This window comes from Rothia sp. LK2492, assembly GCF_040946345.1.
Taxonomy (GTDB): Bacteria; Actinomycetota; Actinomycetes; order Actinomycetales; family Micrococcaceae; genus Rothia; species Rothia endophytica.
In genome coordinates, this window is sequence record NZ_JAYWLX010000002.1 from 243,697 (window position 1) to 266,785 (window position 23,089).

At 54.5% G+C, this 23,089-nt stretch carries 24 protein-coding genes and 2 tRNA genes; 19 read left to right on the forward strand and 7 right to left on the reverse strand.

Annotated features, from left to right (window positions below; all coding sequences use genetic code 11):
* Positions 1–50 precede the first annotated feature (50 nt).
* Positions 51–737 carry an alpha/beta hydrolase gene (locus VVR27_RS03270; RefSeq protein WP_368547054.1) on the forward strand — a complete coding sequence of 229 codons (687 nt, stop codon included), beginning with the start codon at positions 51–53 and terminating at the stop codon, positions 735–737.
* Here VVR27_RS03270 and VVR27_RS03275 read toward each other — a convergent pair.
* The gene (locus VVR27_RS03275) at positions 734–955 is read right to left on the reverse strand and encodes an RNA-binding S4 domain-containing protein (RefSeq protein WP_346873339.1); all 222 of its coding nucleotides are present in this window, start codon (positions 953–955) and stop codon (positions 734–736) included. The two genes, VVR27_RS03270 and VVR27_RS03275, sit on opposite strands and share 4 nt — an antisense overlap.
* 138 nt (positions 956–1,093) lie before the next feature.
* Between VVR27_RS03275 and VVR27_RS03280 the strand changes: the two genes are divergently transcribed.
* A complete protein-coding gene (locus tag VVR27_RS03280) occupies positions 1,094–2,476 on the forward strand; it encodes a glycine--tRNA ligase (protein WP_346873338.1) in 1,383 nt (460 codons plus the stop codon).
* A 126-nt stretch (positions 2,477–2,602) separates the two neighbouring features.
* Here the strand turns inward: VVR27_RS03280 and VVR27_RS03285 are convergent, their stop codons facing one another.
* Complete coding sequence (locus VVR27_RS03285; RefSeq protein ID WP_409349924.1) at positions 2,603–3,550, reverse strand: cation diffusion facilitator family transporter; 948 nt, start codon at positions 3,548–3,550, stop codon at positions 2,603–2,605.
* Positions 3,551–3,675: 125 nt separating this feature from the next.
* Positions 3,676–4,296: a GNAT family N-acetyltransferase gene (locus VVR27_RS03290; RefSeq protein WP_345446021.1), complete on the reverse strand. Its 621-nt coding sequence runs from the start codon at positions 4,294–4,296 to the stop codon at positions 3,676–3,678.
* A 195-nt stretch (positions 4,297–4,491) separates the two neighbouring features.
* On the opposite strand from VVR27_RS03290, the gene VVR27_RS03295 reads away from it, so the two are divergent.
* From VVR27_RS03295 to VVR27_RS03310, 4 genes are all read left to right on the forward strand, one after another.
* A complete protein-coding gene (locus VVR27_RS03295) occupies positions 4,492–5,454 on the forward strand; it encodes a GNAT family N-acetyltransferase (RefSeq protein ID WP_368547055.1) in 963 nt (320 codons plus the stop codon).
* A 22-nt stretch (positions 5,455–5,476) separates the two neighbouring features.
* Positions 5,477–5,812: an MGMT family protein gene (locus tag VVR27_RS03300; RefSeq protein ID WP_368547056.1), complete on the forward strand. Its 336-nt coding sequence runs from the start codon at positions 5,477–5,479 to the stop codon at positions 5,810–5,812.
* Between the two features lie 348 nt (positions 5,813–6,160).
* Positions 6,161–6,979: a PRC and DUF2382 domain-containing protein gene (locus VVR27_RS03305; RefSeq protein ID WP_368547057.1), complete on the forward strand. Its 819-nt coding sequence runs from the start codon at positions 6,161–6,163 to the stop codon at positions 6,977–6,979.
* Between the two features lie 99 nt (positions 6,980–7,078).
* Positions 7,079–7,963 (forward strand): SDR family oxidoreductase, encoded by an 885-nt coding sequence (locus VVR27_RS03310; protein ID WP_368547058.1) that lies wholly within the window; start codon positions 7,079–7,081, stop codon positions 7,961–7,963.
* A 99-nt stretch (positions 7,964–8,062) separates the two neighbouring features.
* On the opposite strand, the gene VVR27_RS03315 is transcribed toward VVR27_RS03310, so the two are convergent.
* A complete protein-coding gene (locus VVR27_RS03315; RefSeq protein ID WP_368547059.1) occupies positions 8,063–8,689 on the reverse strand; it encodes a DUF3887 domain-containing protein in 627 nt (208 codons plus the stop codon).
* Between the two features lie 248 nt (positions 8,690–8,937).
* Between VVR27_RS03315 and dusB the strand changes: the two genes are divergently transcribed.
* Positions 8,938–10,131, forward strand: coding sequence for a tRNA dihydrouridine synthase DusB (gene dusB / locus VVR27_RS03320; protein ID WP_368547060.1), 1,194 nt, complete (start codon positions 8,938–8,940; stop codon positions 10,129–10,131).
* 122 nt (positions 10,132–10,253) lie between these two features.
* Positions 10,254–10,796: a GNAT family N-acetyltransferase gene (locus VVR27_RS03325; RefSeq protein WP_368547061.1), complete on the forward strand. Its 543-nt coding sequence runs from the start codon at positions 10,254–10,256 to the stop codon at positions 10,794–10,796.
* Between the two features lie 504 nt (positions 10,797–11,300).
* On the opposite strand, the gene VVR27_RS03330 is transcribed toward VVR27_RS03325, so the two are convergent.
* Positions 11,301–11,888 (reverse strand): TetR/AcrR family transcriptional regulator, encoded by a 588-nt coding sequence (locus VVR27_RS03330; protein ID WP_368547062.1) that lies wholly within the window; start codon positions 11,886–11,888, stop codon positions 11,301–11,303.
* Between the two features lie 90 nt (positions 11,889–11,978).
* Between VVR27_RS03330 and VVR27_RS03335 the strand changes: the two genes are divergently transcribed.
* The 7 genes from VVR27_RS03335 (at position 11,979) to VVR27_RS03365 (ending at position 18,017) form a co-directional block, all read left to right on the forward strand.
* Positions 11,979–12,677 (forward strand): GAP family protein, encoded by a 699-nt coding sequence (locus tag VVR27_RS03335; RefSeq protein WP_368547063.1) that lies wholly within the window; start codon positions 11,979–11,981, stop codon positions 12,675–12,677.
* 66 nt (positions 12,678–12,743) lie between these two features.
* Complete coding sequence (locus VVR27_RS03340; protein ID WP_368547064.1) at positions 12,744–14,087, forward strand: deoxyguanosinetriphosphate triphosphohydrolase; 1,344 nt, start codon at positions 12,744–12,746, stop codon at positions 14,085–14,087.
* A gap of 23 nt (positions 14,088–14,110) precedes the next feature.
* Positions 14,111–14,305, forward strand: coding sequence for a hypothetical protein (locus VVR27_RS03345; protein WP_368547065.1), 195 nt, complete (start codon positions 14,111–14,113; stop codon positions 14,303–14,305).
* A 32-nt stretch (positions 14,306–14,337) separates the two neighbouring features.
* Positions 14,338–16,245 carry a DNA primase gene (gene dnaG, locus VVR27_RS03350; protein ID WP_368547066.1) on the forward strand — a complete coding sequence of 636 codons (1,908 nt, stop codon included), beginning with the start codon at positions 14,338–14,340 and terminating at the stop codon, positions 16,243–16,245.
* Positions 16,246–16,360: 115 nt separating this feature from the next.
* A tRNA-Asn gene (locus VVR27_RS03355) sits at positions 16,361–16,433 on the forward strand.
* 205 nt (positions 16,434–16,638) lie between these two features.
* Entirely contained in the window at positions 16,639–17,409 is a 771-nt protein-coding gene (locus VVR27_RS03360) for a sulfite exporter TauE/SafE family protein (protein ID WP_368547067.1), read from the forward strand.
* Positions 17,410–17,432: 23 nt separating this feature from the next.
* Complete coding sequence (locus VVR27_RS03365) at positions 17,433–18,017, forward strand: rhodanese-like domain-containing protein (protein ID WP_368547068.1); 585 nt, start codon at positions 17,433–17,435, stop codon at positions 18,015–18,017.
* 72 nt (positions 18,018–18,089) lie between these two features.
* Here the strand turns inward: VVR27_RS03365 and VVR27_RS03370 are convergent, their stop codons facing one another.
* Positions 18,090–18,347 carry a metal-sensitive transcriptional regulator gene (locus VVR27_RS03370; RefSeq protein ID WP_251380766.1) on the reverse strand — a complete coding sequence of 86 codons (258 nt, stop codon included), beginning with the start codon at positions 18,345–18,347 and terminating at the stop codon, positions 18,090–18,092.
* Positions 18,348–18,463: 116 nt separating this feature from the next.
* On the opposite strand from VVR27_RS03370, the gene VVR27_RS03375 reads away from it, so the two are divergent.
* From VVR27_RS03375 to VVR27_RS03390, 4 genes are all read left to right on the forward strand, one after another.
* Complete coding sequence (locus VVR27_RS03375; RefSeq protein WP_368547069.1) at positions 18,464–19,855, forward strand: rhodanese-like domain-containing protein; 1,392 nt, start codon at positions 18,464–18,466, stop codon at positions 19,853–19,855.
* 124 nt (positions 19,856–19,979) lie between these two features.
* Entirely contained in the window at positions 19,980–20,888 is a 909-nt protein-coding gene (locus tag VVR27_RS03380; protein ID WP_368547070.1) for a phage holin family protein, read from the forward strand.
* 199 nt (positions 20,889–21,087) lie between these two features.
* Positions 21,088–22,293 carry a glycosyltransferase gene (locus VVR27_RS03385; protein ID WP_368547071.1) on the forward strand — a complete coding sequence of 402 codons (1,206 nt, stop codon included), beginning with the start codon at positions 21,088–21,090 and terminating at the stop codon, positions 22,291–22,293.
* Between the two features lie 83 nt (positions 22,294–22,376).
* A tRNA-Ile gene (locus VVR27_RS03390) sits at positions 22,377–22,450 on the forward strand.
* A 99-nt stretch (positions 22,451–22,549) separates the two neighbouring features.
* On the opposite strand, the gene VVR27_RS03395 is transcribed toward VVR27_RS03390, so the two are convergent.
* A complete protein-coding gene (locus VVR27_RS03395; protein WP_368547072.1) occupies positions 22,550–22,891 on the reverse strand; it encodes a M23 family metallopeptidase in 342 nt (113 codons plus the stop codon).
* Positions 22,892–23,089 lie beyond the last annotated feature (198 nt).

The window sequence follows — 23,089 nt, forward strand, 5'->3', positions numbered from 1 at the left end:
CGGGGAAGCTATGTTAGGTTGGAAAAAACACCCCGCCCAAAGGAAAACTTATGTCCCAGTACCTGGTTGATTTTTCAAATGCCGAGCCAGCACGGGCAGGCACCCACCTGGTGGTGCTCTTGCACGGTTATGGTTCTCACGAACGAGACCTTACCGGGCTGATCCCTTACCTTCCATCCGATAAGGTAACCTACGCGTCCCTACGTGCCCCTCAACCGGTAGGGTATGCCCTTCCCGCGGACGCTGAGAGCGCTTATGTTGGCCAAGCAGCCATGGGCTACCAGTGGTGGCCGCTGAATGCTCAGCTAGAAACGGTTGGCTTTCGAGCCATTGAGCTGACGACCGACTATGTACTGGACTGGCTAGAACCCCTAGCTGCTGACCACAAGAGCGTTACCCTGCTGGGCTTCTCCCAGGGCATGGCCGTGGCGACATCCGTGGCCCGCCGCCGTCCCGAGCTTATTACTGCCGTGGTAGGGCTTTCTGGCTACGCAGTAGATGGCGGTTCTGATTACTTTAGGGACGCCGAGCTCACCGGGGATCAGAAACTACAACTTTTCTGGGGGAGGGGAGACTCAGACCCAGTCATCACCGCTGAGAAGATTGAATTCACCCAGCAGTGGGTGGGGAAGTATACCCGGGTGGAGCAAGAGCTTTACCCCGGCTTAGCCCACGGCATCGCTGCTCAGGAGTTGACTCATATTTCGGCTTATTTGAGTGAAAAGGTGCTGGGTTAGTCCCTTTCTACCTGCACTGCCATACCATTGAGTTCCACGACATCCCCGGGATGGAGCTGTTTGCCGCGCTGTTCACAGATTTCATCGTTGACCTTGACCAGGCCATCCTGAATGACATCGCGGGCGTGGGTGCCATTTTCTACCAGGTTAGCCAGTTTCAAGAACTGACCTAGACGGATCATCTCGTCACGAATAAAAACAGGTTCAATGTTGCTCATACCCCATACTTTACCGCCCCATATGCCCCGGTGTGTGCGGTAGGCTGGTAGGTGCACGCCTCCACAGATGAGCGTGCATTTTTTGCAAATCCAAGCACGCCACAACCGGTGGCGCAGGCTCATAGGAGTATCCAACACATGGCAGCGAAGTCCACGCTCGATAACGTCATCTCACTCGCGAAGCGCCGCGGGTTCGTCTTCCAGGCAGGTGAAATCTACGGCGGTTCCCGCTCAGCCTGGGACTACGGCCCCCTGGGCGCAGAGCTCAAAGAGAACATCCGTCAGCAGTGGTGGCAGACCTTTGTCCGCGGACGCGAAGACATGGTGGGTCTGGATTCCTCCATTATCCTGCCTAAGGCAGTGTGGGAGGCTTCCGGACACGTAGCAACCTTCACCGACCCCCTGGTGGAGTGCCTCTCCTGCCACTCACGCCACCGCCAGGACCACCTGATTGAAGCCTTTGAAGCCAAGAAGGGCCGCGCACCTGAAAACGGAATGGACGATATCGTCTGCCCTAAGTGCGGCAATAAGGGCCAGTGGACCGAACCGCAGAACTTCTCAGGTCTCATGAAGACCTTCTTAGGCCCGGTGGATAATGAAGAGGGTCTGCACTTTATGCGCCCCGAGACCGCTCAGGGTATCTTCGTGAACTTCAACAACGTGGTAACTGCCTCCCGCAAGCGCCCGCCTTTCGGCATCGGTCAAATCGGAAAGGCTTTCCGCAACGAAATCACCCCCGGTAACTTCATCTTCCGTACCCGCGAGTTCGAACAGATGGAAATCGAGTACTTTGTGCACCCCGACGATGCACCCAAGTACTACGACCAGTGGATTGAAGACTGCTGGAACTGGTTCATTGACCTGGGTATCAACCCCGATAATATGCGCAAGTTTGACGTCCCCGACGACGACCGCGCCCACTACTCAGCTGGCACCATGGACCTTGAATACCGCTTCGGTTTCCAGGGCGGCGAATGGGGCGAGCTGATGGGCGTTGCTAACCGCACCAACTATGACCTGGGCGTGCACAACGAGCACTCCAATGCCAAGCTCGAATACTTTGACCAGGGCACCGGCGAACGCTACGTTCCCTACGTCATCGAGCCTTCCTTCGGTTTGACCCGCGCGATGATGGCCTTCCTGGTGGATGCTTATGTCGAGGATGAAGCACCCAACACTAAGGGTGGCGTGGATAAGCGCACCGTGCTGAAGCTGGACCCGCGTCTGGCTCCCGTCAAGGCTGCTGTTCTACCCCTGTCCAAGAAGGAAGACCTGGTTCCCTCAGCCAAGAAGCTGGCCAACGAACTGCGCCGCAATTGGAACATCGACTACGATGATGCCGGTGCAATCGGCCGCCGCTACCGCCGCCAGGACGAAATCGGCACCCCCTTCTGCATCACGGTGGACTTCGACACCCTCGAAGACCAGGCAGTCACCATTCGTGAGCGCGATACCATGGCTCAGGAGCGTGTAGCCCTGGATCAGGTCACCGCCTACTTGGCAGCTAAACTAGCTGGCTAAAGAGCAGATAACCTCACATAAAACTCAGGAGGATGCGCTTCACGTCAGCTACAACGAGCTGACGTGAAGCGCATCTTTTGTTCATTAACCTCAGTGGTCTTGTGCCTGAGGGAAATAAGGCTTGATCTAGGGTAGCTGGTCGTAGTGGCCCTCTGCTTGCAGTGATTCAGGCTCAATCTGGAAGGTTGAGTGCCTGATACTGACCTCAAAGTGTTCAGCAACGCAGGTCTGTAACCGTGTAAGGGTTTCGACGGCGCACCCATCGGTTAAGCAGTCGTCCTTAACGACCACGTGGGCGGTTAATACCGGGAGGTCTGAGGAGATTTGGCTGGCATGCAAATCGTGCACAGCCACCACGTGGGGAAGAGTCTCTAGATGCCGGCGCACATCCTCAACGTCCAGTCCCCGCGGTGCCGATTCTAGGAGTACGCTCACTGTTTCTTTCAGCAGCTTGAGGGTTCGGGGCACAATCAGCAGACCTATGAGAATGGCGGCAAGGGCGTCAGCCTGCAACCAGCCGGTCAGCGCGATTATTATTGCTCCAGCGATGACCGCAACTGATCCCAGGGCATCATTGAGCACCTCCAAGAAAGCCGCGCGCATATTAAAGTTGCGGCGATCCCCACCCAGTAAAATTAGCATCATTACCACATTGACCGTTAGGCCAAGGATGCCAAAGACTAGCAGCTCTCTGGCGGCTAGGGGCTGGGGATTAAAAAAGCGCTGTACTGCTTCAATCAGCACAAAAGCCCCGACCCCCAGTAGCATCGCTGCCTGAGCCATCGCGGCCAGCACTTCAAGGCGCTTGAGCCCCCAGGTGCGTCGAGCTGACGGCGGGCGAGCAGCCAGATGAGCCACGATGAGGGCAACGGTGACCCCGATAGCGTCGGTGGCAACGTGAACGGTGTCAAAAAGTAAAGCCAGCGAGCCGGTAACCCAGGCACCCACCAACTGGATGATAAAAAGTGACCAGGCAATGAGAACAACTGCTAACAGCTTCCGAGTGTTAACACCGGCAAAGTAATCATGAGAATGCTCAGAGCCATGCTGGTGGGAATGTGAATGCGCTGCCACAATTTCTCCCTTTTTCTTGCGTCTAACCTTTAAAGAAAAACTACCCCGGTGAGACCGGGATAGCAAACGGTGAGCTGAGAGAAAGGGCAGGGGAAGTGTTTGCCCCAGGGGCTGCCCGAGCAGACTTATATGGCGACGTGAGTTTCTGATAGCTGTAGGTACCCATTCACGCTGCGAGCCGCCTCCCAATCCTTTCTAATGACAGCCTTGAGAAGGGCGTCATGGAAGGTGCCGTCAATGCAGAGCGCCTCGCGGCGGCGTCCTTCGGGTACAAAGCCGCAGGAGGTGTAGACGTGGCGGGCACGAGCATTGAAATCGTAGACTTCAAGCTCAATACGGTTAAGGCCCAGGTGTTCAAAACCGTAGTCCACCATCAGCTTGGTAGCCTCAGTGCCGTAGCCTTTATTCTGCCCGGCCTTGCCGATAGCGATGCGGTAGTTGACCGAGAGGTTGTTGGGATCGTACTCGTTGAACACGACTTCCCCCACATACTGATCTAATTCAGGTATATAAATCGCCAGGTCAAGACGATTCTGCTTTTCGTTGCGGCGGCCGTACCACTCACGGGTACGCGCCTCATCGAAGGAGTGGGTCTCGGTAATACGAGAATGTGCGGTGCCGGTCTTGATGAGTACGTCAGGCTCCTGCAAGATACCAATCATCGCGTCAATGGCACGGTCATCGAGGGGGCGAAGTTCAACTTTAGAACCGCGCAAAATGGGTTTTGTCACAAGAGGTGAGGTCATGACACCAATCTATAGAGAAGGTAAGAAATGCTGGGAACAACCATCATTCTAAGCGGTAGCCGGTAGGTAAAGACAAGTTGAAACTTTCTCGGTTCGCGGTGGGCGTTCAGGGGCAGTGTTGCTGCTCTCTGCACCAGCGCTGGGGCGTCCGCTAGAGTAGGTGAGTACCCCACAATGAGAGACCGGAAGGCACCCGTGAACGACTACATCTACCGCCCCTGGCAGCCTGGCGATGACCTTGAACTTTTGCAGTACTGGAAGGACCCCGAAAACCACCAGGTAGCTGCATTCCGCTCGTCCTTCGCTGAGAGCAGCAATGAGCCTTTCATCCGCACTATCGTTGCTGAGCATCAGGGTGTTCCTGTGGGGGCCGGTGTTATCTATGAGACCTCGCTGCATACTCAACGTCTCTGGGCGTATGTAGAGGTTGCCCCCGACCACCGCCGTAAGGGTGTCGGGTCTGCCCTGTTGCAGCATCTCAAAGATGCCGCGCAGCAGGCGCCCAGCGGCGTGACTGCCCTGCGCAGCAAGACAGTGCCGGAATCAGCAGGTCTTGCCTTCGCCGAACATCACGGTTTCAGCGTATTGCAGCGCTCTCGCATGGTGCGGGTAGAAGCCGGCGGTGTGCCAGCGGTGCCCCTGCATCAGGACGAGTCGGAGCGCCTTACACAGTCCATTGAGGACATTGCTACTGGCTCGGTGGAACTGACGCAGTGTTTTTGGGAATTTTATACAGCAGTTCATGCTTGGGACCCTCCTGCCCAGACCTCAGTCGGACGCGTGAACCGTCTTTTTCTTTCCGATGAAGCAGAAGCCCTGGGTGCGGTCGTCCTGCGTGATGACGTACTACGCGCTCAGCGGGAAGGCAAAAAGGGCTTTATCAGTGCCTTTGCCATCAGCTACCGCCCACTAGCGGTAGACGCCGGCCAGATGGAGCTGGCGGAGGATGATGCGACCGATGTCACCATTGGTTACCGCCCGGGTCACCCGGGCGCGCGTGAGGCGATTCTTCAGCTCCTTTCGGTGATGGTAGGGCAGTATGCTGTGAATATCGAGGTGGACGACTCTATGGAGGATCTAGCGGTGATGATTGACCAGCTTATCTCTATGGGCTCTGCATCGGTGACGAGCACCTCCCTAGTGATTGCTGATAGCTAAATCTAAGAGAGTCTTCCTTTTCATGGATGATGTACGCGTAGAGCGTGTGCTGCGAGCTGTTGAGTGCATCCCCGACGGTTCAGTGGCTACCTATGGAGATATTGGGAACGTAACGGGGGAATCTGCCCGCGTGATTGGGCGAGTACTGGCTCTTTGGGGCTCAACTGTGCCCTGGTGGCGTGTCTGTAATAGCAAGGGTGAGATTCCCGGTCACAGTGCAGAAGCTCTTGAGCTGTGGTTGGCTGATAAGTTGCCAATCAAAGCTCATGGGTCACTGGAATTAGTGGAGTGCAGGGTAAACGTTGCAGCGCTGAAAGACCAGGTCGCGACGGTGTTGGATGCTCTTGAGAGTAATTGATGAGGGTAAAGAAAGCGCCGTCCTCCATGCCTGAATGGAAGGACGGCGCTGGAATCTTCAAAAGAGTCCTCTAATACAATACATGTTTTTAGACCCTAATCCCAGTTTATTATGTGTTCTGGCATGTCAGAAGCATCATGTCTAGACATGTTTGGATTAGCGGGGTTCTGTATTGAATTTAGGTAAACAGGAGTGAAAAATAACTTAAAAAGCCAGCTTAGGTATTTACAAAGCATGCTGTTAATGAGTAGGATTACTAGTGCGCTAGAGCATAAGGCTCCTTCAGGTGAGGGTTCCTTAAGTTCTCGTGCACCGTCCATGAAAATACTCCGAAAGGGAGCAAAACCTATGGCTACTAACGAAAATATCGAAACTCTGCGCAACTCCACTGTTTTTGGCCCCGAGGGTGAAAAAATCGGCAAGGTTGGCGAACTTTACCTTGACGCGCAGACTGGTAACCCCACCTTTGTTACTGTAAACACCGGTCTCTTCGGCACCAACGAATCATTCGTTCCTGTTGACCAGGCGCGCTACAGCGGCGATGAAATCCACGTTCCCTTCACGAAGGAATTCGTAAAGGACGCCCCCAACATCGCTGAAGATGGCGAGCTGTCACCCGCAGAAGAGCAGCGTCTCTACGAGTATTACTCATTGAGCGGCACTGCCACCACCCACGATGACGTTCACACCTCACACGAGGGTCTGGCTACTGGCACCGCAACCGCTGGCGCTGCGGATCTCACCGACGATCGTCGCGATGCGCACGCTACCACCGCTCATGACGGCGATGTTGTTGCTCATGAGGAGCGTCTGAACGTTTCCAAGGCAACCAGTGCCACCGAAACCGGCCAGGTTCGCCTGCGCAAGGTTGTTCGCACTGAGAAGGAAACTGTTGAGGTTCCCGTCCGCAAGGAAGAAATCGTCGTTGAGCGCACCAACCTCAAGGATGGCAAGACCGTAGATAACTACGATTTTGACTCAGCTGATGCACATGCTGACGTTACCGTTACCGCGCACGAAGAGCGCCCTGTGGTCTCAACCGAGACCGTGGCCACCGAGCGCGTTTCAGTGGGTAAGGAAGTCCACACCGAGACCGAGCGTGTATCCGCAGACGTCCGCAAGGAAGAAATCGTCGTTGATGGCGATGACACCCGTAAGAACTTCTAATAACTTCTGAAACTGTGAGTACCTCATAGTTGATACGAGCCCCGCACCTGCTAATCCAGCGTGCGGGGTTCATTTTTTACTCCCCAGAAAGTGATTCTTATGTCTCATCTTGAAGACCCCCGTTCTAAGTACCCCGTGATTAGCCCTCCCGAGCAAACCCAGCCTGAACCTGGCCTGGATCAAAAAATGGAACCTCTCGCTGATTTGGGTGAGAAAACTTATCAGGGTAATGGTCGCCTTGCTGGGCGTAATGCCCTGATTACCGGAGGTGATTCCGGGCTGGGAGCGGCCGTTGCCATTGCCTACGCCCGTGAGGGGGCCAATGTGGCGATTTCTTACCTACCAGAAGAAGAGCCCGACGCTGAACTCATTATCAAGGCAATTGAGGAAGCTGGGGTGAAGGCGCTGGCGCTACCGGGGGATCTGCGTGAGCTAAAGCAGTGCCAGGCCATCGTTGAAAAGACCGTAGAGGCTTTCGGAGGTCTCGATATCGTGGTCAATAATGCTAGCCGTCAGGTGTGGCATGAAAGGATTGAGGATCTCAGCGATGAGGACTTCGACCACACGATGAAGGCTAATGTGTATTCGGCCTACCGCGTTACTAAGGCGGCTGTGCCTCACCTTAAGCCCGGCTCTTCGATTATTTTCACCTCTTCGATTCAGGCGTATGAGCCCTCAGAGACGCTGCTGGACTACGCCCTGACTAAGGCTGCTCAGAATAACTTCAGTAAGGGGCTGGCGCAGGCTTTGGCTCCTCGCGGTATTCGCGTGAATGCTGTGGCGCCGGGGCCCTTCTGGACTCCGTTGCAACCCAGCTATGGCCAGCCCGTGGAGAAGCTGACCCAGTTTGGTCAGGACACTCCTCTGGGCCGTGCTGGTCAGCCAGCTGAAATCGCGGGTGCCTACGTTTTCCTAGCATCCGATGACGCCTCCTACGTTGCGGGCGAGACCTTAGGTCTTACCGGCGGACGCCCCACCCCGTAGGTCTCACAGCTAGAGCACTGAGCCTGCCCCCACCTCAGAGACCTTAGAGGTCTCTGAGGTGGGGGCAGGCTTTTTGGTGCAGGCCTATAAGAGGGAGGGTTACCAGGGGAACTCAGCTGAGTCGTTCAAATAGATGATGAAGCCAATAACTTTCCTGCGGGAGTTGAAGGCAATCTGGCCGACGGGTTTACCGTCTGTATGGTCTAGCGTGAAGTCTGCGATTGCGAAGATTGAGGTGTTGGGGACTTTGATAGTAGCCGAGAAAACCTTGAATTCGTGGGGGTTTGGGGTGCGGAGATAGAGGGAATCAACGCGCTGAAAATCTCCACATCCCTCCAATACTTCTTGCCAAACCTCGGCAAGTTTTTTCTTGCTGAGTCCTCGTTTCGCGGTGAAAGAGAAGTAGCTGTGCACCTTCTCCCACTCGTGTTCTCCGATGCGGTGAAGAACGGCTTTTGCGGTGTTGTTGAGGTGTGCTTGGGTTGTTTCTGAGAAGTGCATGGGGGCAATCTCCTGAATAATCTTTGAGTATTTTTGGGCTGCTGCCTGGCGGCTAACCCCTAATACTGAGCCAATCTCACCCCAGGAGTAGCCATCATTTTTAGCGACCGCAATGCAGTGGTTGAGATGGTGTTCAGAGTCCTGAGCGGCCTCCTGGGCTAGAGCTATGTTTTCGAGTTGGGTGGGCAGATTTTCCATGAAGCCTTCTAGATGTGAAAGTGTCAATTATTTATTTCTCTTTCACGTTTAATAATGTACACGAGGGTGTGAATGTGTCAAGGTTTTATTTCGTCATTACATAATGGTGCGTAAGCTGTGCCTAGAACGGGGCTTCACATGATGAAGCGCACTCGGTCAAGCTGTCTAACCCAAGCTGGGCCGGGAAGGGCGTCCTTACCCGCTACTTTGTATCAAAGCTGGCACTGTGAGATGCCACGCTGACCGCCTCTGGTCAAGTGTGCGAAAATAGCACAGTGACTCTTTCAACTGATACCCCCGCAGAAACCAGCGCCGCACCGCAGCTCAAACTGCCGCCCTTGCAACTGGGCAAGCTAACCGTTGATACCCCCGTGGTCCTGGCGCCCATGGCGGGCGTAACTAACAAGGCTTTCCGTACCCTCTGCCAGGAGTACGGTGGGGGACTGTACGTGACCGAAATGGTGACTGCCCGTGCCTTGGTGGAACGCAAGCCTGAGTCTATGCGCATTATCGACCACGATGACCACGAAAAAATCCGCTCCATCCAGATCTACGGTGTGGACGCTGTGAACGTGGGTAAAGCAATCCGCATGGTGGTTGAAGAAGACCGTGCGGATCATATTGACCTCAACTTTGGTTGCCCTGTACCCAAGGTAACCAAGCGCGGCGGCGGATCAGCCTTACCCTGGAAGACTGACCTTTTTACCGCCATTGTGCAAACTGCGGTGCGTGAGGCGTCACGCAATGATATTCCCCTGACCATCAAAATGCGTAAGGGTATTGACGAAGACCACCTCACTTATCTGGATTCCGCCAAGATTGCACGTGACGCCGGTGTTGCGGCTATTGCTCTTCACGGACGTACTGCCGCCCAGCACTATGCGGGCAAGGCCGATTGGGATTCGATCGCCCAATTGCGTGAAGTTATCCCCGATGTGCCTATTTTGGGTAACGGCGATATTTTCTCGGCCGAGGACGCTGTCGCCATGGTGGAGCAGACCGGTGTGGATGGTGTGGTTATCGGCCGTGGTTGCCAGGGGCGTCCTTGGCTTTTTGGTGATCTTCAGAATGCCTTTGAGGGGATAGCTGAGCGGCACCGCCCCGGTGTTACCGAAGTGGCGGACATGATTTACCGTCATGCTGAATTGCTGGTGGAGACTTTTGGCGATGAGCACCGCGGCTTGCGTGAGATTCGTAAGCACGTTGCATGGTACTTCAAGGGCTACCCTGTAGGCGGGGAGCTGCGCGCGAAGATGGCGACCGTCCCTGATCTGGACACCTTCCGTGAGCTGCTAGGCCAGCTGGACCATTCTATGGGCTACCCGGGTGCCGCTGTTGAGGGCCCGCGTGGTCGTGCTGGCAACCCTAAGGTGCCCTCACTGCCAGATGGCTGGCTCGACTCCCGCATCCTGGGCGACGCCGAGCGTTTGGGCCTGGTGGAGGCTGAGCTAGATATCTCGGGCGGCTAGAGTCTCACCTTCGATATCACCGAAATGTTCACCAGCGTTTTCCGTGACGTGTGGGCGGCTAAGAGCACCTGGTGGCTGCACCATCGGCAATGAGCAGTACGTGGGCTACTAGACTTAGATGCATGACTGCCTACACCATTCGCCCAGAAACCTCTGATGACGTCCCTGCAATCGGTCAGCTTCATAGAGCAGCTTTCGAAACCGGTTACGAGGCGCAGCTCGTCGAGGATCTGCGTGCCAACCGAAGTGTCTGGGAACCTGGTGTGTCTCGGGTGGCTGTGGGGCAGAGCGGCCAGATTCTTGCTCACGCTCTGTTGACCCGCTGCTGGGTAGGGTCGGTGCCGGTACTTGCACTCGCCCCGGTGGCTGTAGCTTCCACTCATCAGAAGCAGGGCATCGGTAGTGAGCTGACCCGTAGCGTCCTGTCGGCAGCCCGAGAAAAAGCGCTACAACTTAATGAGCCGGCCTGTGTGCTGGTGCTGGGGCATCCAGCCTTTTATAACGCCCTTGGGTTTGAACAGTCGCGTTTTCACGGAATTAAAACAAGTATGAATGTGCCAGCTGAGGCTTTTATGGTTCTTAATCTTAACCCCGCTTTTGATCTGCCATCTGGCGAAGTTATCTACCCAGCAGAATTTTGGTTGAGCGAAGATGACGATTTATAGAACGCTCTCATACCTGGAAGTTCACTCAAAAGTCCCACCAGCACAACACTAACCCTCGCACCATCGCAAACAACCTGGTGGTTTTCCGCCTAGTTTAGACCAGATGGTGTGGGGTGGGCTCCTACTTCTGAATAAGTCTCAATTGATGAGGCGGAACTAAATCCCGCACATATCACGAGCCAACACCGATATTGAAATCATCGCTGCTCTGGTGAACATGTCTAGGCGTATCGATAATGCAGGGCTATGAGAAGCTGCTTCTGGCGCTTTCTTCGTCAACTTTGTCTTCTTGGTTCTTGCCATTATCTCCATTGTGATGACGGTTCCCGGTAGTCTAAAAAGCCACACATCAGTAAAGTTGTACTACTTAGCAACCGTCCCTGAAGGGTAAAAACTCATCTCCTCGTAGCATCTCACTACGTGGAGATATGCTAAGGGGCAGCAGGTAGTCACTAAGAGGCGCACTCTCTTTTTTTTTGGGGGGGGGGTAGGACGCGCCTATCTCTAGCTCAGGATTTTTTTCAACCCGCTTCTGATGTCAGCTTTAATCTCATCGACTAGCCCTGATTGGCCTGGTGCGTTCAGATAATCTAGGGTCAGGCCATTAATGAAGGCTGTTATAAGCCGGGCGGTGCGAGGGATATCCTCAGTGGCGACTCTCAAGTCCCCTGTAGAGTGCCAGGCGATTAGTGCCTGCGTTAGCCGATCCTGAAAAGTGGCTAGCTCCTGTTGATACAACTTGGCTAGCCCGCTACGTGTTGAAGCCGCTGCTCCCATAGTAATCCAAAGTGTGGAGTCCTCTCGTTGCACCTCTCCAATCGGTAGAAGCTCGAGTAGGGCAGTCGTTAGTCTTTCCAATGGATCAGCGGGTAGTTGTAGATTCTGCACCCGCTCGTGTTGTCGTGCTGTAGAGCGCAAGAGTGCTTTTTCGAGCAACTGATTTTTTGTGCCCATGTAGTACTGGACGGTGCCGTGGGCAAGGCCTGCTTCTTGGGCCACTTTCCGCACGCTCACTACATCAAACCCTTGTGTAACAATCACGCGGATTGCCGCATCACTTATAGCGGATTCTTGAGCAGATGTATCAGACATACATGCACTTTATCAGTGAAGATATCTTAACTCTATTTCTTCATACATTCGTATGATAAGGTCTAATATAATCGCATGGAGGAGTGGACTTTGGCAAACTTTCTATCATTATTGGCTCTAGCCTTGGTCGATAGTCTCAGTATGGGAACCCTAGTGATTCCTCTGGTGTTGCTTCTCAAATGGAGGCATGTCCGGGTGGCCCCTTACGGGGTCTACCTGGCCACCATAGCCGCCTCCTACTTCTTGATAGGTACCGCGCTTTTCTTTGGGATGCGCGGGGTGATGGAAATTTTCAGTCAAGTAGCCGTCACCGCCTGGTTTAGTTGGACCTTATTAGTATTGGGTGCTGCTCTGTTCATTTTCGGAGTTTTCTCGCCCAACCCTGCTAAGAAGACAGCGGAGGAGATTATGGATGCCCGGGAGCAACAGGCTGACCAGAAAATCCGGCAGAGTGCAGGTTTACTGGGCATTGTTAGTTTGGCTGTTGGGGCAGCTGTTTTAGAGACGGCAACCATGTTGCCTTATCTTGCCGCTATTGGCATAATTCAATCGCTACCTGCACCTTTTGCGGTTCAGCTGGGGGTGCTGGGCCTTTATTGTCTAGTGATGGTTGCCCCGGCTGTGCTGATAGGATGTGTCGCTCGTCTGTGGGGTGATCGCGTTTTCGAAAAAATCTTCACAATAATGCCGCGTTTAGAGTACGAAGCTAAAGTAACGCTCCTGTGGGTGGCGGCTATTGTGGGAGTGTTGATGGTCAGAAACAGTGCGATACAGCTGGGCTTGTTCTAGGAAACTTGAACCACCAGATTTCTCTGCACTCATCCGAGTGGGGCATATCCTACTAAACTTGAAGCTATGAGCGTCGAAAAGTCAGCAAGTGCGTATCTCAGCGAGCCCGCCCCCAGCCCCGGCTACACCGAGGCGGACGCCGCCCGCTGGGTGCCCGAGCACCATAAGTTTGTTTACCGTTCGCCCTTTGAGCGCGACCGTGCTCGTGTGTTGCACTCGGCCGCACTGCGCCGTTTGGGGGCTAAAACGCAGGTGGTTGACCCCGATACCGATGACTTTGTGCGCACCCGTCTTACTCACTCTCTAGAGGTCGCACAGATTGGGCGTGAAGTGGGCAGAATGCTGGGGTGCGACCCCGATGTGGTTGATGCAGCCTGCCTTTCTCATGATTTGGGTCACCCGCCTTTTGGGCACAATGGTGAAACTGCCCTGGACAAACTCGCTGCGGACGCCGGCGGGTTTGAGGGTAATGCGCAAACCCTCCGCCTGCTCACCCGTATTGAACCCAAGGTGATGCGGCACGATGGTGGCAGTGCGGGGCTCAACCTGACCCGGGCGTCCTTAGACGCCACCTGTAAGTACCCATGGGGGTATGCCGACGCCCCGCCGCGGCCGGACGGTAGACCCAACCGCAAGTTCGGTGTCTATGCCGATGACCTGCCGGTCTTCACCTGGTTTCGAGCCAGTGCCCTAGAAGCTGGCGCAGCCCCCACCCAAAAATGTATCGAAGCGCAGGTTATGGATCTTGCCGATGATATCTCCTACTCGGTGCATGACGTTGAGGACGCCGTGTTCGGTGGTCACGTGCAACTGGATGATCTCAAGAACCCCAATACCCGCGAGATTCTGTTTGAAAAAACTCGCCAGTGGTACCTGCCGGGAGCTGACGATAGTACCCTCGATGCCGCCCTGAACCGTCTAGAAAACCTGGAACGCTGGGTGCCTTTTATGAGCGGTACTCGCAGTTCTCATGCCTCTTTCAAAGCACTGACTTCAAAACTCATTGGTCGTTTTGCGGCCTCGGCAATGAACGCCACCCGTGATGTTTACGGTGATGGAGATTTGACTCGCTACAGCGCCCAGTTGGTGGTGCCCCAAGAAACCGAGCATGAGATCGCCGTGCTCAAGGGCATTGCCACCACCTTTGTCATGACCTCTCGTGACGCCCAGCCCCACTACGAAAACCAGAAAGAAATTCTGGAGTTTCTAGTGGCAGCCTTGCTGGATAACCCTGAATACCTTGAACCTGTCTTTGCTGCTGACCTGCGTGAGCTAGGCCGCAACGATGACGTTGCTCAACTGCGCCTAGTCATCGATCAGGTCGCCTGCCTGACTGACCGCAGTGCCCTTGCCCTCTTCAAACGCATCACCGGGTCGAACTGGTCGGTGGGCAACAAGCCCCTTTGGTAGAACCCTTTCACGGAAGTAGAAGAATGAGATATAAAAAATCTTTCAAACAGCTCGCCCTAGCGGCGGTATCCAGCCTCATGATTGGCGTACTGGTGGGTGCAGTCACCGGACGATGGGTATGGGGATTCACCGCCTTTATCGTGACCCTACTCATCGCCCTTTCACCCGAAAGCTTCGGGATGGGGCGCACTCGCCCTGGCCCCCTCGACGATGAATAACCGCGTTTGACGCCTTCAACTACACTGGTAGGGTGGCTGGCTTAATTAAACGTGAAGACATTGATGAGGTACGCTCGCGCACCGATATCCGCGAGATTGTTGAAGGATATGTAACCCTCAAAAGCGCTGGCATCGGCTCTTTCAAAGGGCTCTGCCCCTTCCATGACGAGCGCACCCCCTCCTTCCACGTGCGCCCCCAGATGGGCACCTACCACTGCTTCGGCTGCGGCGAATCAGGTGATGTCATTTCCTTCGTCATGGAAATGGACCATACTCCCTTCACCGAAACGGTAGAAAAACTGGCAGCCCGTATCGGCTATGAACTGCATTACGAACAGGGCACCGGCCAAACCAAAGAAGAGGTCGGCCGTCGGCAGCGTCTACTGGACGCCCACAAAATAGCCGCCGAATTCTTTCAAAAAAACCTCTACACCCCCGCCGCTGCCCCGGCTCAAAAGTTCCTGGGCGGGCGCGGGTTTGACCCGGCATCCAGCCAAAAATTCGGGGTAGGCTATGCCCCCAAGGGCTGGGATAATCTGCTCAAATATCTGCAGAACAAAGGCTTCACCACCGATGAGTTACGCGCCACCGGCATGTTCTCAGAGGGCAACCGCGGGCTCTATGACCGTTTTCGCGGCAGGCTGGTCTGGCCCATTCGCGGTATTGCCGGGGAAACCATCGGCTTTGGCGCTCGCAAGCTCTTTGATGATGATCAAGGCCCTAAGTACCTCAACACCCCCGAAACCCAACTCTACAAAAAATCCCAGGTGCTCTACGGCATCGACCTGGCAAAACGTAACATCTCCCGCCAGAAAAAGATTGTGGTGGTTGAAGGGTACACCGATGTCATGGCAGCCCACCTGGCCGGGGTTGATACAGCGGTTGCCACCTGCGGCACCGCTTTTGGCACCGACCACATCAAAATCATGCGCCGCCTCATCTCGGATGACGGTAGCGGTGGAGAAGTCATCTTCACCTTCGATGGTGATGCCGCCGGGCAAAAAGCTGCCTTGCACGCCTTCGCCGAAGACCAGCGCTTTGTCGCTCAAACCTATGTTGCCGTTGCTAAAGACGGCATGGATCCGTGCGATCTGCGTCTAGCCCGGGGAGACGCCGCCGTGCGTTCGCTGATTGAGTCCCGCCGTCCGCTCTTTGAATTCGCCATCGATGCCACCCTAGCTGACTTTGATCTTGATTCCCTTGAAGGGCGAGTGCGCGGCATGCGGGCCATCGCTCCTATCATCGCGGGCATTAAGGACGCCGCCCTGCGCCCAGCCTACGTTCGGCAGGTAGCAGGCCAGCTGGGCTTAGACATCGGTGAAGTGCAGCGCGCCGTCACCTATGCCCTTAACCACCCGCAACTCTCTGCTAGCCAAAAAGCTGAAGCTGCAGAAGCTGAACGTGCAGCCCGACAGGCAGGTGAAGAAACAGAGCAGAGAGCCCAAGAAAACCCCTTCGAGCAGCCCGACATGAGCGACCCTCTCGCCAAGCTAGAACGCGATGCCTTAGAAATCGTGGTGCAAAAGCCTGACTATCTCAGTGTCGAACAGTGGCAGGAACTCGCCACCGTGCAGTACCGCTACCGCATGCACGCTGGGGTGGGGCAGGGGATTATCGGTGCAGCAAGCACCATGGCCCCCGTTCCCGGTCACGTCTGGGTCAACACCGTCCGAGCCCATGCCCCAGAGGAAGTGCACGCTCTCATCGCCCAGCTCACCGTGGCTCCCATCCCCGCGCGCACGGTCGACCAGCTAGTGCGCTACTCCCGCGATATTCTCAACCGTCTCTTTGAGCAACAAATCACTCGCCAAAAATCAGACCTACTTATGAGACTGCAACGGACTAACGCCGCCACCGAACCCGAAGAATACCGGCAAATCCAACAACAACTACTGGAACTAGAAATGCAGCGACGCAAAAAAATGCAAGGACAAGACTAACTTCCACCAAACCGCGTGATGTGTGACTGAGCTTACGGAATTTCGATTTGCGAGGTTGAAGCAACTCCAGTAAAGTTATTACTCGTTGCGGAGATGAAAATATCACCTTAAACATTCCCCCGTAGCTCAATTGGCAGAGCATTCGACTGTTAATCGAAGGGTTACTGGTTCGAGTCCAGTCGGGGGAGCAAGCAATAAGACCCAGCTTTTTAGCTGGGTCTTTTTCTTTAACCAGCAATCACTCCGCAGGTCTTAGAATCCGAGCGTGCACCCCAAAGATGCGCAGTCGTATTTGGCAATCCTCCCCCACCGCCCTTTTCTTCTTGACTACTTGAAAAAAAATACCCCTAGGGGTATGGTTTGGGAGGTAGGTTAATCAGCTGAAAGGTATGTATGCTACTCGCTGTGCTGCTAGGAGCCGTTATCGGCCTGCTCATGGGTGCCCTGGGCGGTGGCGGGGCAATTCTTGCTGTGCCAGCTCTAGTGTTTATTTTTGGCTTTGAGCCACAGGATGCCACGCTCGGCTCACTGGTCGTGATGGTAGCTGGCACACTTTCGGGTATTGTCAACCATGCAAAAATGGGTTCAGTAGACCTAGGTAAAGGCGTGCTGTTCGGCATGCTGGGGATTGCTGGCACCTATGGTGGACGCTATCTTGCTGGGGGAGTAGATGGCAGCGCTCTCATGCTCACCTTTGCTGCCCTTTTGGTAGTGATAGCTAGCCTCATGATTAAAAATGCCGTCGCTGGCTCACGAGTCGACTTCAGTGATAGAAGTGTGGGCAGATTTGCAGGTGCCATTAAAATTACTCTGGCTGCTCTCTTAGTGGGTGTCCTCGTAGGCTTCTTTGGTGTGGGTGGTGGTTTCATGATTGTTCCGATGCTTACTCTGCTGATGGGCTTGAGTATGCGGCGTGCGGTGGGCACCTCGCTGGTTGTCATCTTTATCAATTCCGTCGCGGGGTTGGGCGCTGGTTTTGCCCAGTTAAGTCAGCTGGACTGGGGTGTATTGAGTGTTGTGGCCGGCTCGACGGTACTTGCTACACTCATCGGAACCAGGATTGGTGCCAAGGTGCCTCAGAAAATGCTCAAGCTAGCTTTCGCCACTCTGCTGTACCTTGTAGCTATCTACACCGCTATTAACAGTTTTCTAGCCATCATCTAATTACTACATCAAAGGAAAATGATATGACCATCGAATCATCGTTACCTCAGTCAATCGACTCAGCCCGTTTGGAGCAGATGCGCATCGAGGGCAAGGCCCTGCTGCTTGACGTAAGAACAGCGGCTGAGTTTGAAAGTGCCCATATTCCGCGGAGTATCAATGTGCCTTTGGCGCTGATTGAAAAGCATCCCGAGGATCTCAGCGCTCACATTAATGAGGAAACCATTATTATTTGCCGTTCGGGTGCCAGAGCGCAGAGAGCTCAGAAGCTACTGGCCGGGGTGGGTGTGCTCGACACCAGCGTCTTGACCGGCGGTATTGAAGCGTGGAAATCAGCGCAGGGTGCTATTAAGGCGGGCCCCACTCGTTGGGATCTTGAGCGCCAGGTGCGTTTAGTAGCTGGTTCACTGGTGCTCAGCAGTATTGCCTTGAGTGCAGTAGCTCCTAAAGCCAAGTATGTTGCCGGGGCTATCGGTGGTGGTCTGAGCTTTGCTGCGCTGAGTAATACCTGTGCCATGGGGGCGGCTCTGCAAAAGCTGCCTTATAACCGCCAGGGTGAAGTGAGCTTGAAAGAAGCTCAGGTTCGCCTGCGCCAGCACAACGCTTAGGCGATAGATAAAGCCGCCGGAGCCATATGGTTCCGGCGGCTTTTTTGCGCCTGTGTCGGCAGGTAGTTCTGTTTACGCTAGTGAGAGGAACATCTTTTCTAGTTGCTCTGGGCTCATTTCTGGTTCTTCGGCGGTCAAGCACTGCTGTAGCCCAGCGGCGACGATGGCAAAACTTGCCCGGTCTACGGCTTTGGATGCTGCGGCAAGCTGGTTTACGACCTGCTGGCAGTCCGCACCCTCTTCCAGCATGCGGATGATGCCACCCAATTGCCCTTGGGCTCTTTTGAGGCGGTTGATGGCAGGTCTGATGTTATCTGGTTCAAGTTGCACGATTTTCTCCTTGTGTTGCTCTGTTTAGTATACCCCCGGGGGTTTGACTTTAGGTGGTATTTTGCTATGCTCAATAATACCCCCAGGGGTATTATTTATAACTGATAGGAGTCATCATGCTTTTTGAACGAATTTATGAAGAGGGACTAGCACAGGCAAGCTACTTCATTGGCTGCCAGCGCAAAGGCCAAGCCATTGTGGTCGATGCCCGCCGTGACATTCAGGTTTACCTTGATCTAGCTGCCAAAAATGGCATGGACATTATTGCTGTCACTGAAACCCACATCCACGCGGACTACCTATCGGGAACCCGCGAACTGGCATCGTCAACCGGCGCCACCGTTTACCTCTCGGGGGAGGGTGGAACTGACTGGCAGTACGACTTTGACGGTACGAGAATCCACCACGGCGACACTATCCAGCTGGGCAACATTACCCTTACAGCTCAGCACACCCCGGGCCACACCCCTGAACACCTGTCCTTTCTCGTGACCGACGGTGCGGTGGCAGATCAGCCCGGCTATATGCTGACCGGTGACTTTGTGTTTGTGGGAGATCTGGGGCGGCCAGACCTGCTCGATGAGGCAGCAGGTGGCAAAGACACTCGCTTTGCGGGCGCAAAAGATCTCTTTGCAAGCCTCAAGAGAGTCTTCATGCCCCTACCGGATTACGTGCAGATTTACCCGGCGCACGGTGCAGGTAGCCCCTGCGGTAAGGCCTTGGGAGCGGTGCCCACCAGCACCGTGGGCTACCAAAAAGCTTTCGCATGGTGGGCGCCTTATCTTGAAAACGACGATGAGCAAGGGTTCATTGATGAACTTCTGGACGGACAGCCGGACGCACATGCCTACTTTGCGCGCATGAAAAAAGAGAACCGGCTGGGCCCAGCGCTCATAGGACAACCTGCCCATCCCGAAAAGCTGGATGTTGAACAGGTCAAGAATATGTTGAGTGACGGGTCAGCTCTACTGGTTGATACCCGTGACCAGCACAGCGTCCACAGGGGAACTGTTAAAGGTGCATTGAACGTTCCGGCAGGGCAACAAGCCTCCAATTTTGCTGCCTGGGTAATCGACCCGGAGCGTGAGCAACGCCCTCTTATCGTCACTTTTGATGGTGAAGCTAACGCGGCTCAATTTAGGGACGCTCTCTACCGTGTTGGTATTGATACGGTGCGTTTCTTTACCTCTGATATCGCTGAGTTGGCGAACTATCAGCCAGAAACCATCGTTCCGGCTGATTTAGATCACACCGGTTACGATGCCCTCGTTGATGTGCGCGGCAAGGGGGAGTACGCTGCCGGCAGTATCCCTGGGGCACAGCAGCTATCTGGCGGGTCAGCGCTCTGGCGCCTCAATGAGCTACCGCAGACTGGTTCAACCCTGGTGACTTTTTGCCAATCAGGTGTGCGCAATTCGGTAGTGGCTAGTGGTCTGCGTCGAGCAGGTTACAAGGTGCTGGAACTTGAAGGAAGCTACCAGGGCTGGCTGGATGAGCAGGGTGCATAACGATAGGTAAATAATTACCTCCAGGGCGTGAAGTATCTCCCCTAATAGGGCTATCAGCGGAGTAAACTGATAACTTGGTATAAGCAGTACACAAGCACACTTATAATGCAAAGAGAGGTGGCTCATGACCACTCCGATGGATCCTATTGGGCAAACTCGTGCTCAGAGCGTCCGCGCCGAAGAAATGCCTGCCGCTAACCGCGGTATCCGCGCGGGCATCAACAACATCAAATCCAGTGCGACCCAGGTTGTTGATGCAGGCAAGGTTCTTACCCGCCTTGCCCCCAAACAGCTTAAAGACGAAGTTGCCATTGCCAAAATTGAGGTCAAAGAAAAGTGCATCGCGGTAGGTAAGGGCGCTGCAGTAGCTGCTGTAGCCGTCATCTTCGCACTTTTCATGGCCATCGCTCTGGTCATCCTTGCTTACGTCGGTCTTGCCGCAATCATGCCTAACTGGGCAGCTGCCCTCGTACTGGTGGGGCTTTTCCTCCTGTTAGCTGCCGTGCTGGGCTTCGTCGGTTACAAGATGATCATGAAACAGCTTCCTTTCAAGCCTGAATCAGCAATCTTCGGTGTACTCTACGACCTCGGCGTGCTCAAGGAAGGCTCAGCAATGACTTCAAAGCGAGTCAAGCGTGAGCAGGCTGAAAAGGCTGAAGCTAAGAAGGCTGAATCAGGAGAGAATAAGAGCGAGGACTCTGAGAAGACCCCTGCCGCTCCTGCTCCTAACAAGGAACAGCTCATCCAGCGCACCAAGCAGCGTCGTGAACACCTCAAGACCCTGCGCGATGACATCGAAAACCACGCCAACGACGTTCAGACCCGCGCTAAGGGCCTGAGCCAGGAGGCTAAGTACAGTGCCAAGAACACCCCTGCGACTGCGGCATCTACTGCGGCTGCCAACGGCAGGAACCTGGTTAACAATGTATCTGACCCTGAAACCCTGCAGGCCCACTGGAAGTCCTTTGCCGCTCTGGTAGCTTCCCTCGGTGCCTTCTTCGTATTCCTGGGCAAGCTCGTTCGTCGCAAGTAAGCCTCACTGACTTACGAGTATGCGCCCGTCGTCCTTTCTGAGAAAGAAAGGACGGCGGGTTTTTGCTGAAATAGTGGGGCTTGCAATTGGGTTAGAGTGAACGAGCTATCTGCACTGAACCTGCAAAAAATCAATCAATCCGGTAGTGTCTTGATGGTAGCAAGCCCCCTCTCTTCAACCCTTAAAGGTGACCACATCAATGGCCACGCAGCCCCTCACCATCCTTATTGGTGCTGATACCTACCCTCCCGATGTCAATGGTGCAGCGCAGTTCTCCCACCGTCTAGCACGAGCCATGAAAGATCGGGGGCACACGGTTCACGTCATGGCGTCCCGTCAAGAAGCAGGTACAACAACGTCCTTTGACGTAGACGGCCTAACAGAGCACCGCGTGCGCTCGCACAAGGTGGTCACCCACTCCTACATGCGTTTGAGTTTTCCGTGGGAAATTTACAAAGACGCTGAACGTATCGTGCAACGCATTAAACCCGATGTTATTCATGTTCAGTGCCACTACATCATCGGCAGGGTGCTCGCCAGAATCGGTAAGAAATACGGGATACGTGTTATCGCCACCAACCACGTGATGCCAGCTAACATCAACCCCTTCCTGCCCTTTCCTCAGTGGGGCAAGGACCTGGTGGAGAAAGCTTCATGGAGCGATATGCGCCGAGTGCTTTCTCAGGCGGCGGTGGTCACTAACCCCACTCAAATCGGGGCTGATGCTATGCGCGCTTCAGGTAAATTTAAGCGCCTGGTCATGCCAGTGTCTAACGGTATTCAGAGTGAGAACTACGAGCTTGCTCCCGGTGAAACGGTTGAGAAAGACCCTCGGGAGCTTCTTATCTTCTTTGCTGGTCGCCTGGCGGTCGAAAAAAATGTGGATGTTCTCATCGAAGCGCTTGCACTACTTCCTGAGTCTTTGAACCACACGGTTCTTGAAGTAGCTGGCAGCGGTGAAATCCTGGAGAGCTTACAGGTTAAGGCGCATGAATGCGGTGTTGAGCACCGCGTGAGATTCTTGGGGTATGTCACCGACGAGCAGCTACGGGACGGCTACTTGCGCGCTGACGTCTTCTGTCAGCCTGGTACCGCTGAGTTGCAATCTCTCGTCACGCTTGAAGCGATGAGTGCATCTAAACCCGTTGTTTTGGCCAACGCACTTGCACTACCCCACCTTGTAGAAGAGGGGCAGAACGGTTACCTCTTCGAGCCGGGCAACCCCCAGGATTTAGCAGAAAAATTAGCTGCGGTGTTGCTTCTGTCAGAGGAAAACAGAACCAAAATGGGCCAACACTCTCATCGAATGATTGAGAAGCACGCAGCCGAGAAGACCTGGCAAACCTTTGAATCTCTCTACGTATCGAACCAGGCTTACCATGATTTTGTAGCTGGTCGTCGTTAGCCACGTAGGCAACAAATTTTTCTAGAGCAGTCCCTGTGGGGTATTCTTGATAACGCTTGCACTGCTAAATTGCGCGTGAGCGGGGGGCCTTAGCTCAGCTGGTCAGAGCAGGGGACTCATAATCCCTTGGTCGCGGGTTCAAGCCCCGCAGGCCCTACAGCATAAACCGCTTCCATTAGGTTAGACGATATAACCTGATGGGGGCGGTTTTTTATACCGATCAAGATGTCCGTGCTGACCGATGAACGAAAACTACCTAGGCCGCAAAATCATCGCCTATGGGTAGGAGAACGCTGGGATCGGCTAACCCCAAAAAGAGCAGGGGGTTAACGTAGTCGTCTGGTCCTTGACGAACCCCCCAGTGCAGGCAGACCGCAGGCTGGCAGTGAGCTACCTCTTGATCAAGCTGAGCGATAATCTGCCCCGCTTGAACCTCAGTACCTACCGGGAGGGTATCGGTCACCGGTTCAAACGATGATTTGTGCCCGTCTGGGTGCTCAACGGTCATGACATGACGGTCCACCACGGTGCCCGAAAAAGTGATGACCCCAGCTTCAGGGGAGCGCACCATAAAATTTTCCGGCAGTATGAGATCCACCCCGCGGTGACCTGGCGACCACTTCTGCTCAGGCTTTTGAAACTCCCTAACAACGCTTAGCGGACCAGTCACCGGGGCTTGCCACCGCGGCGTCCTGCCATCTACCGCATCACTGCTGGGGGCTGCTAGTAGAAAAACGGCGAGTAAAACCGCTAAAAGGCATAGATGCTTCGTCTTCCGGATATAAAGCTTCATTGT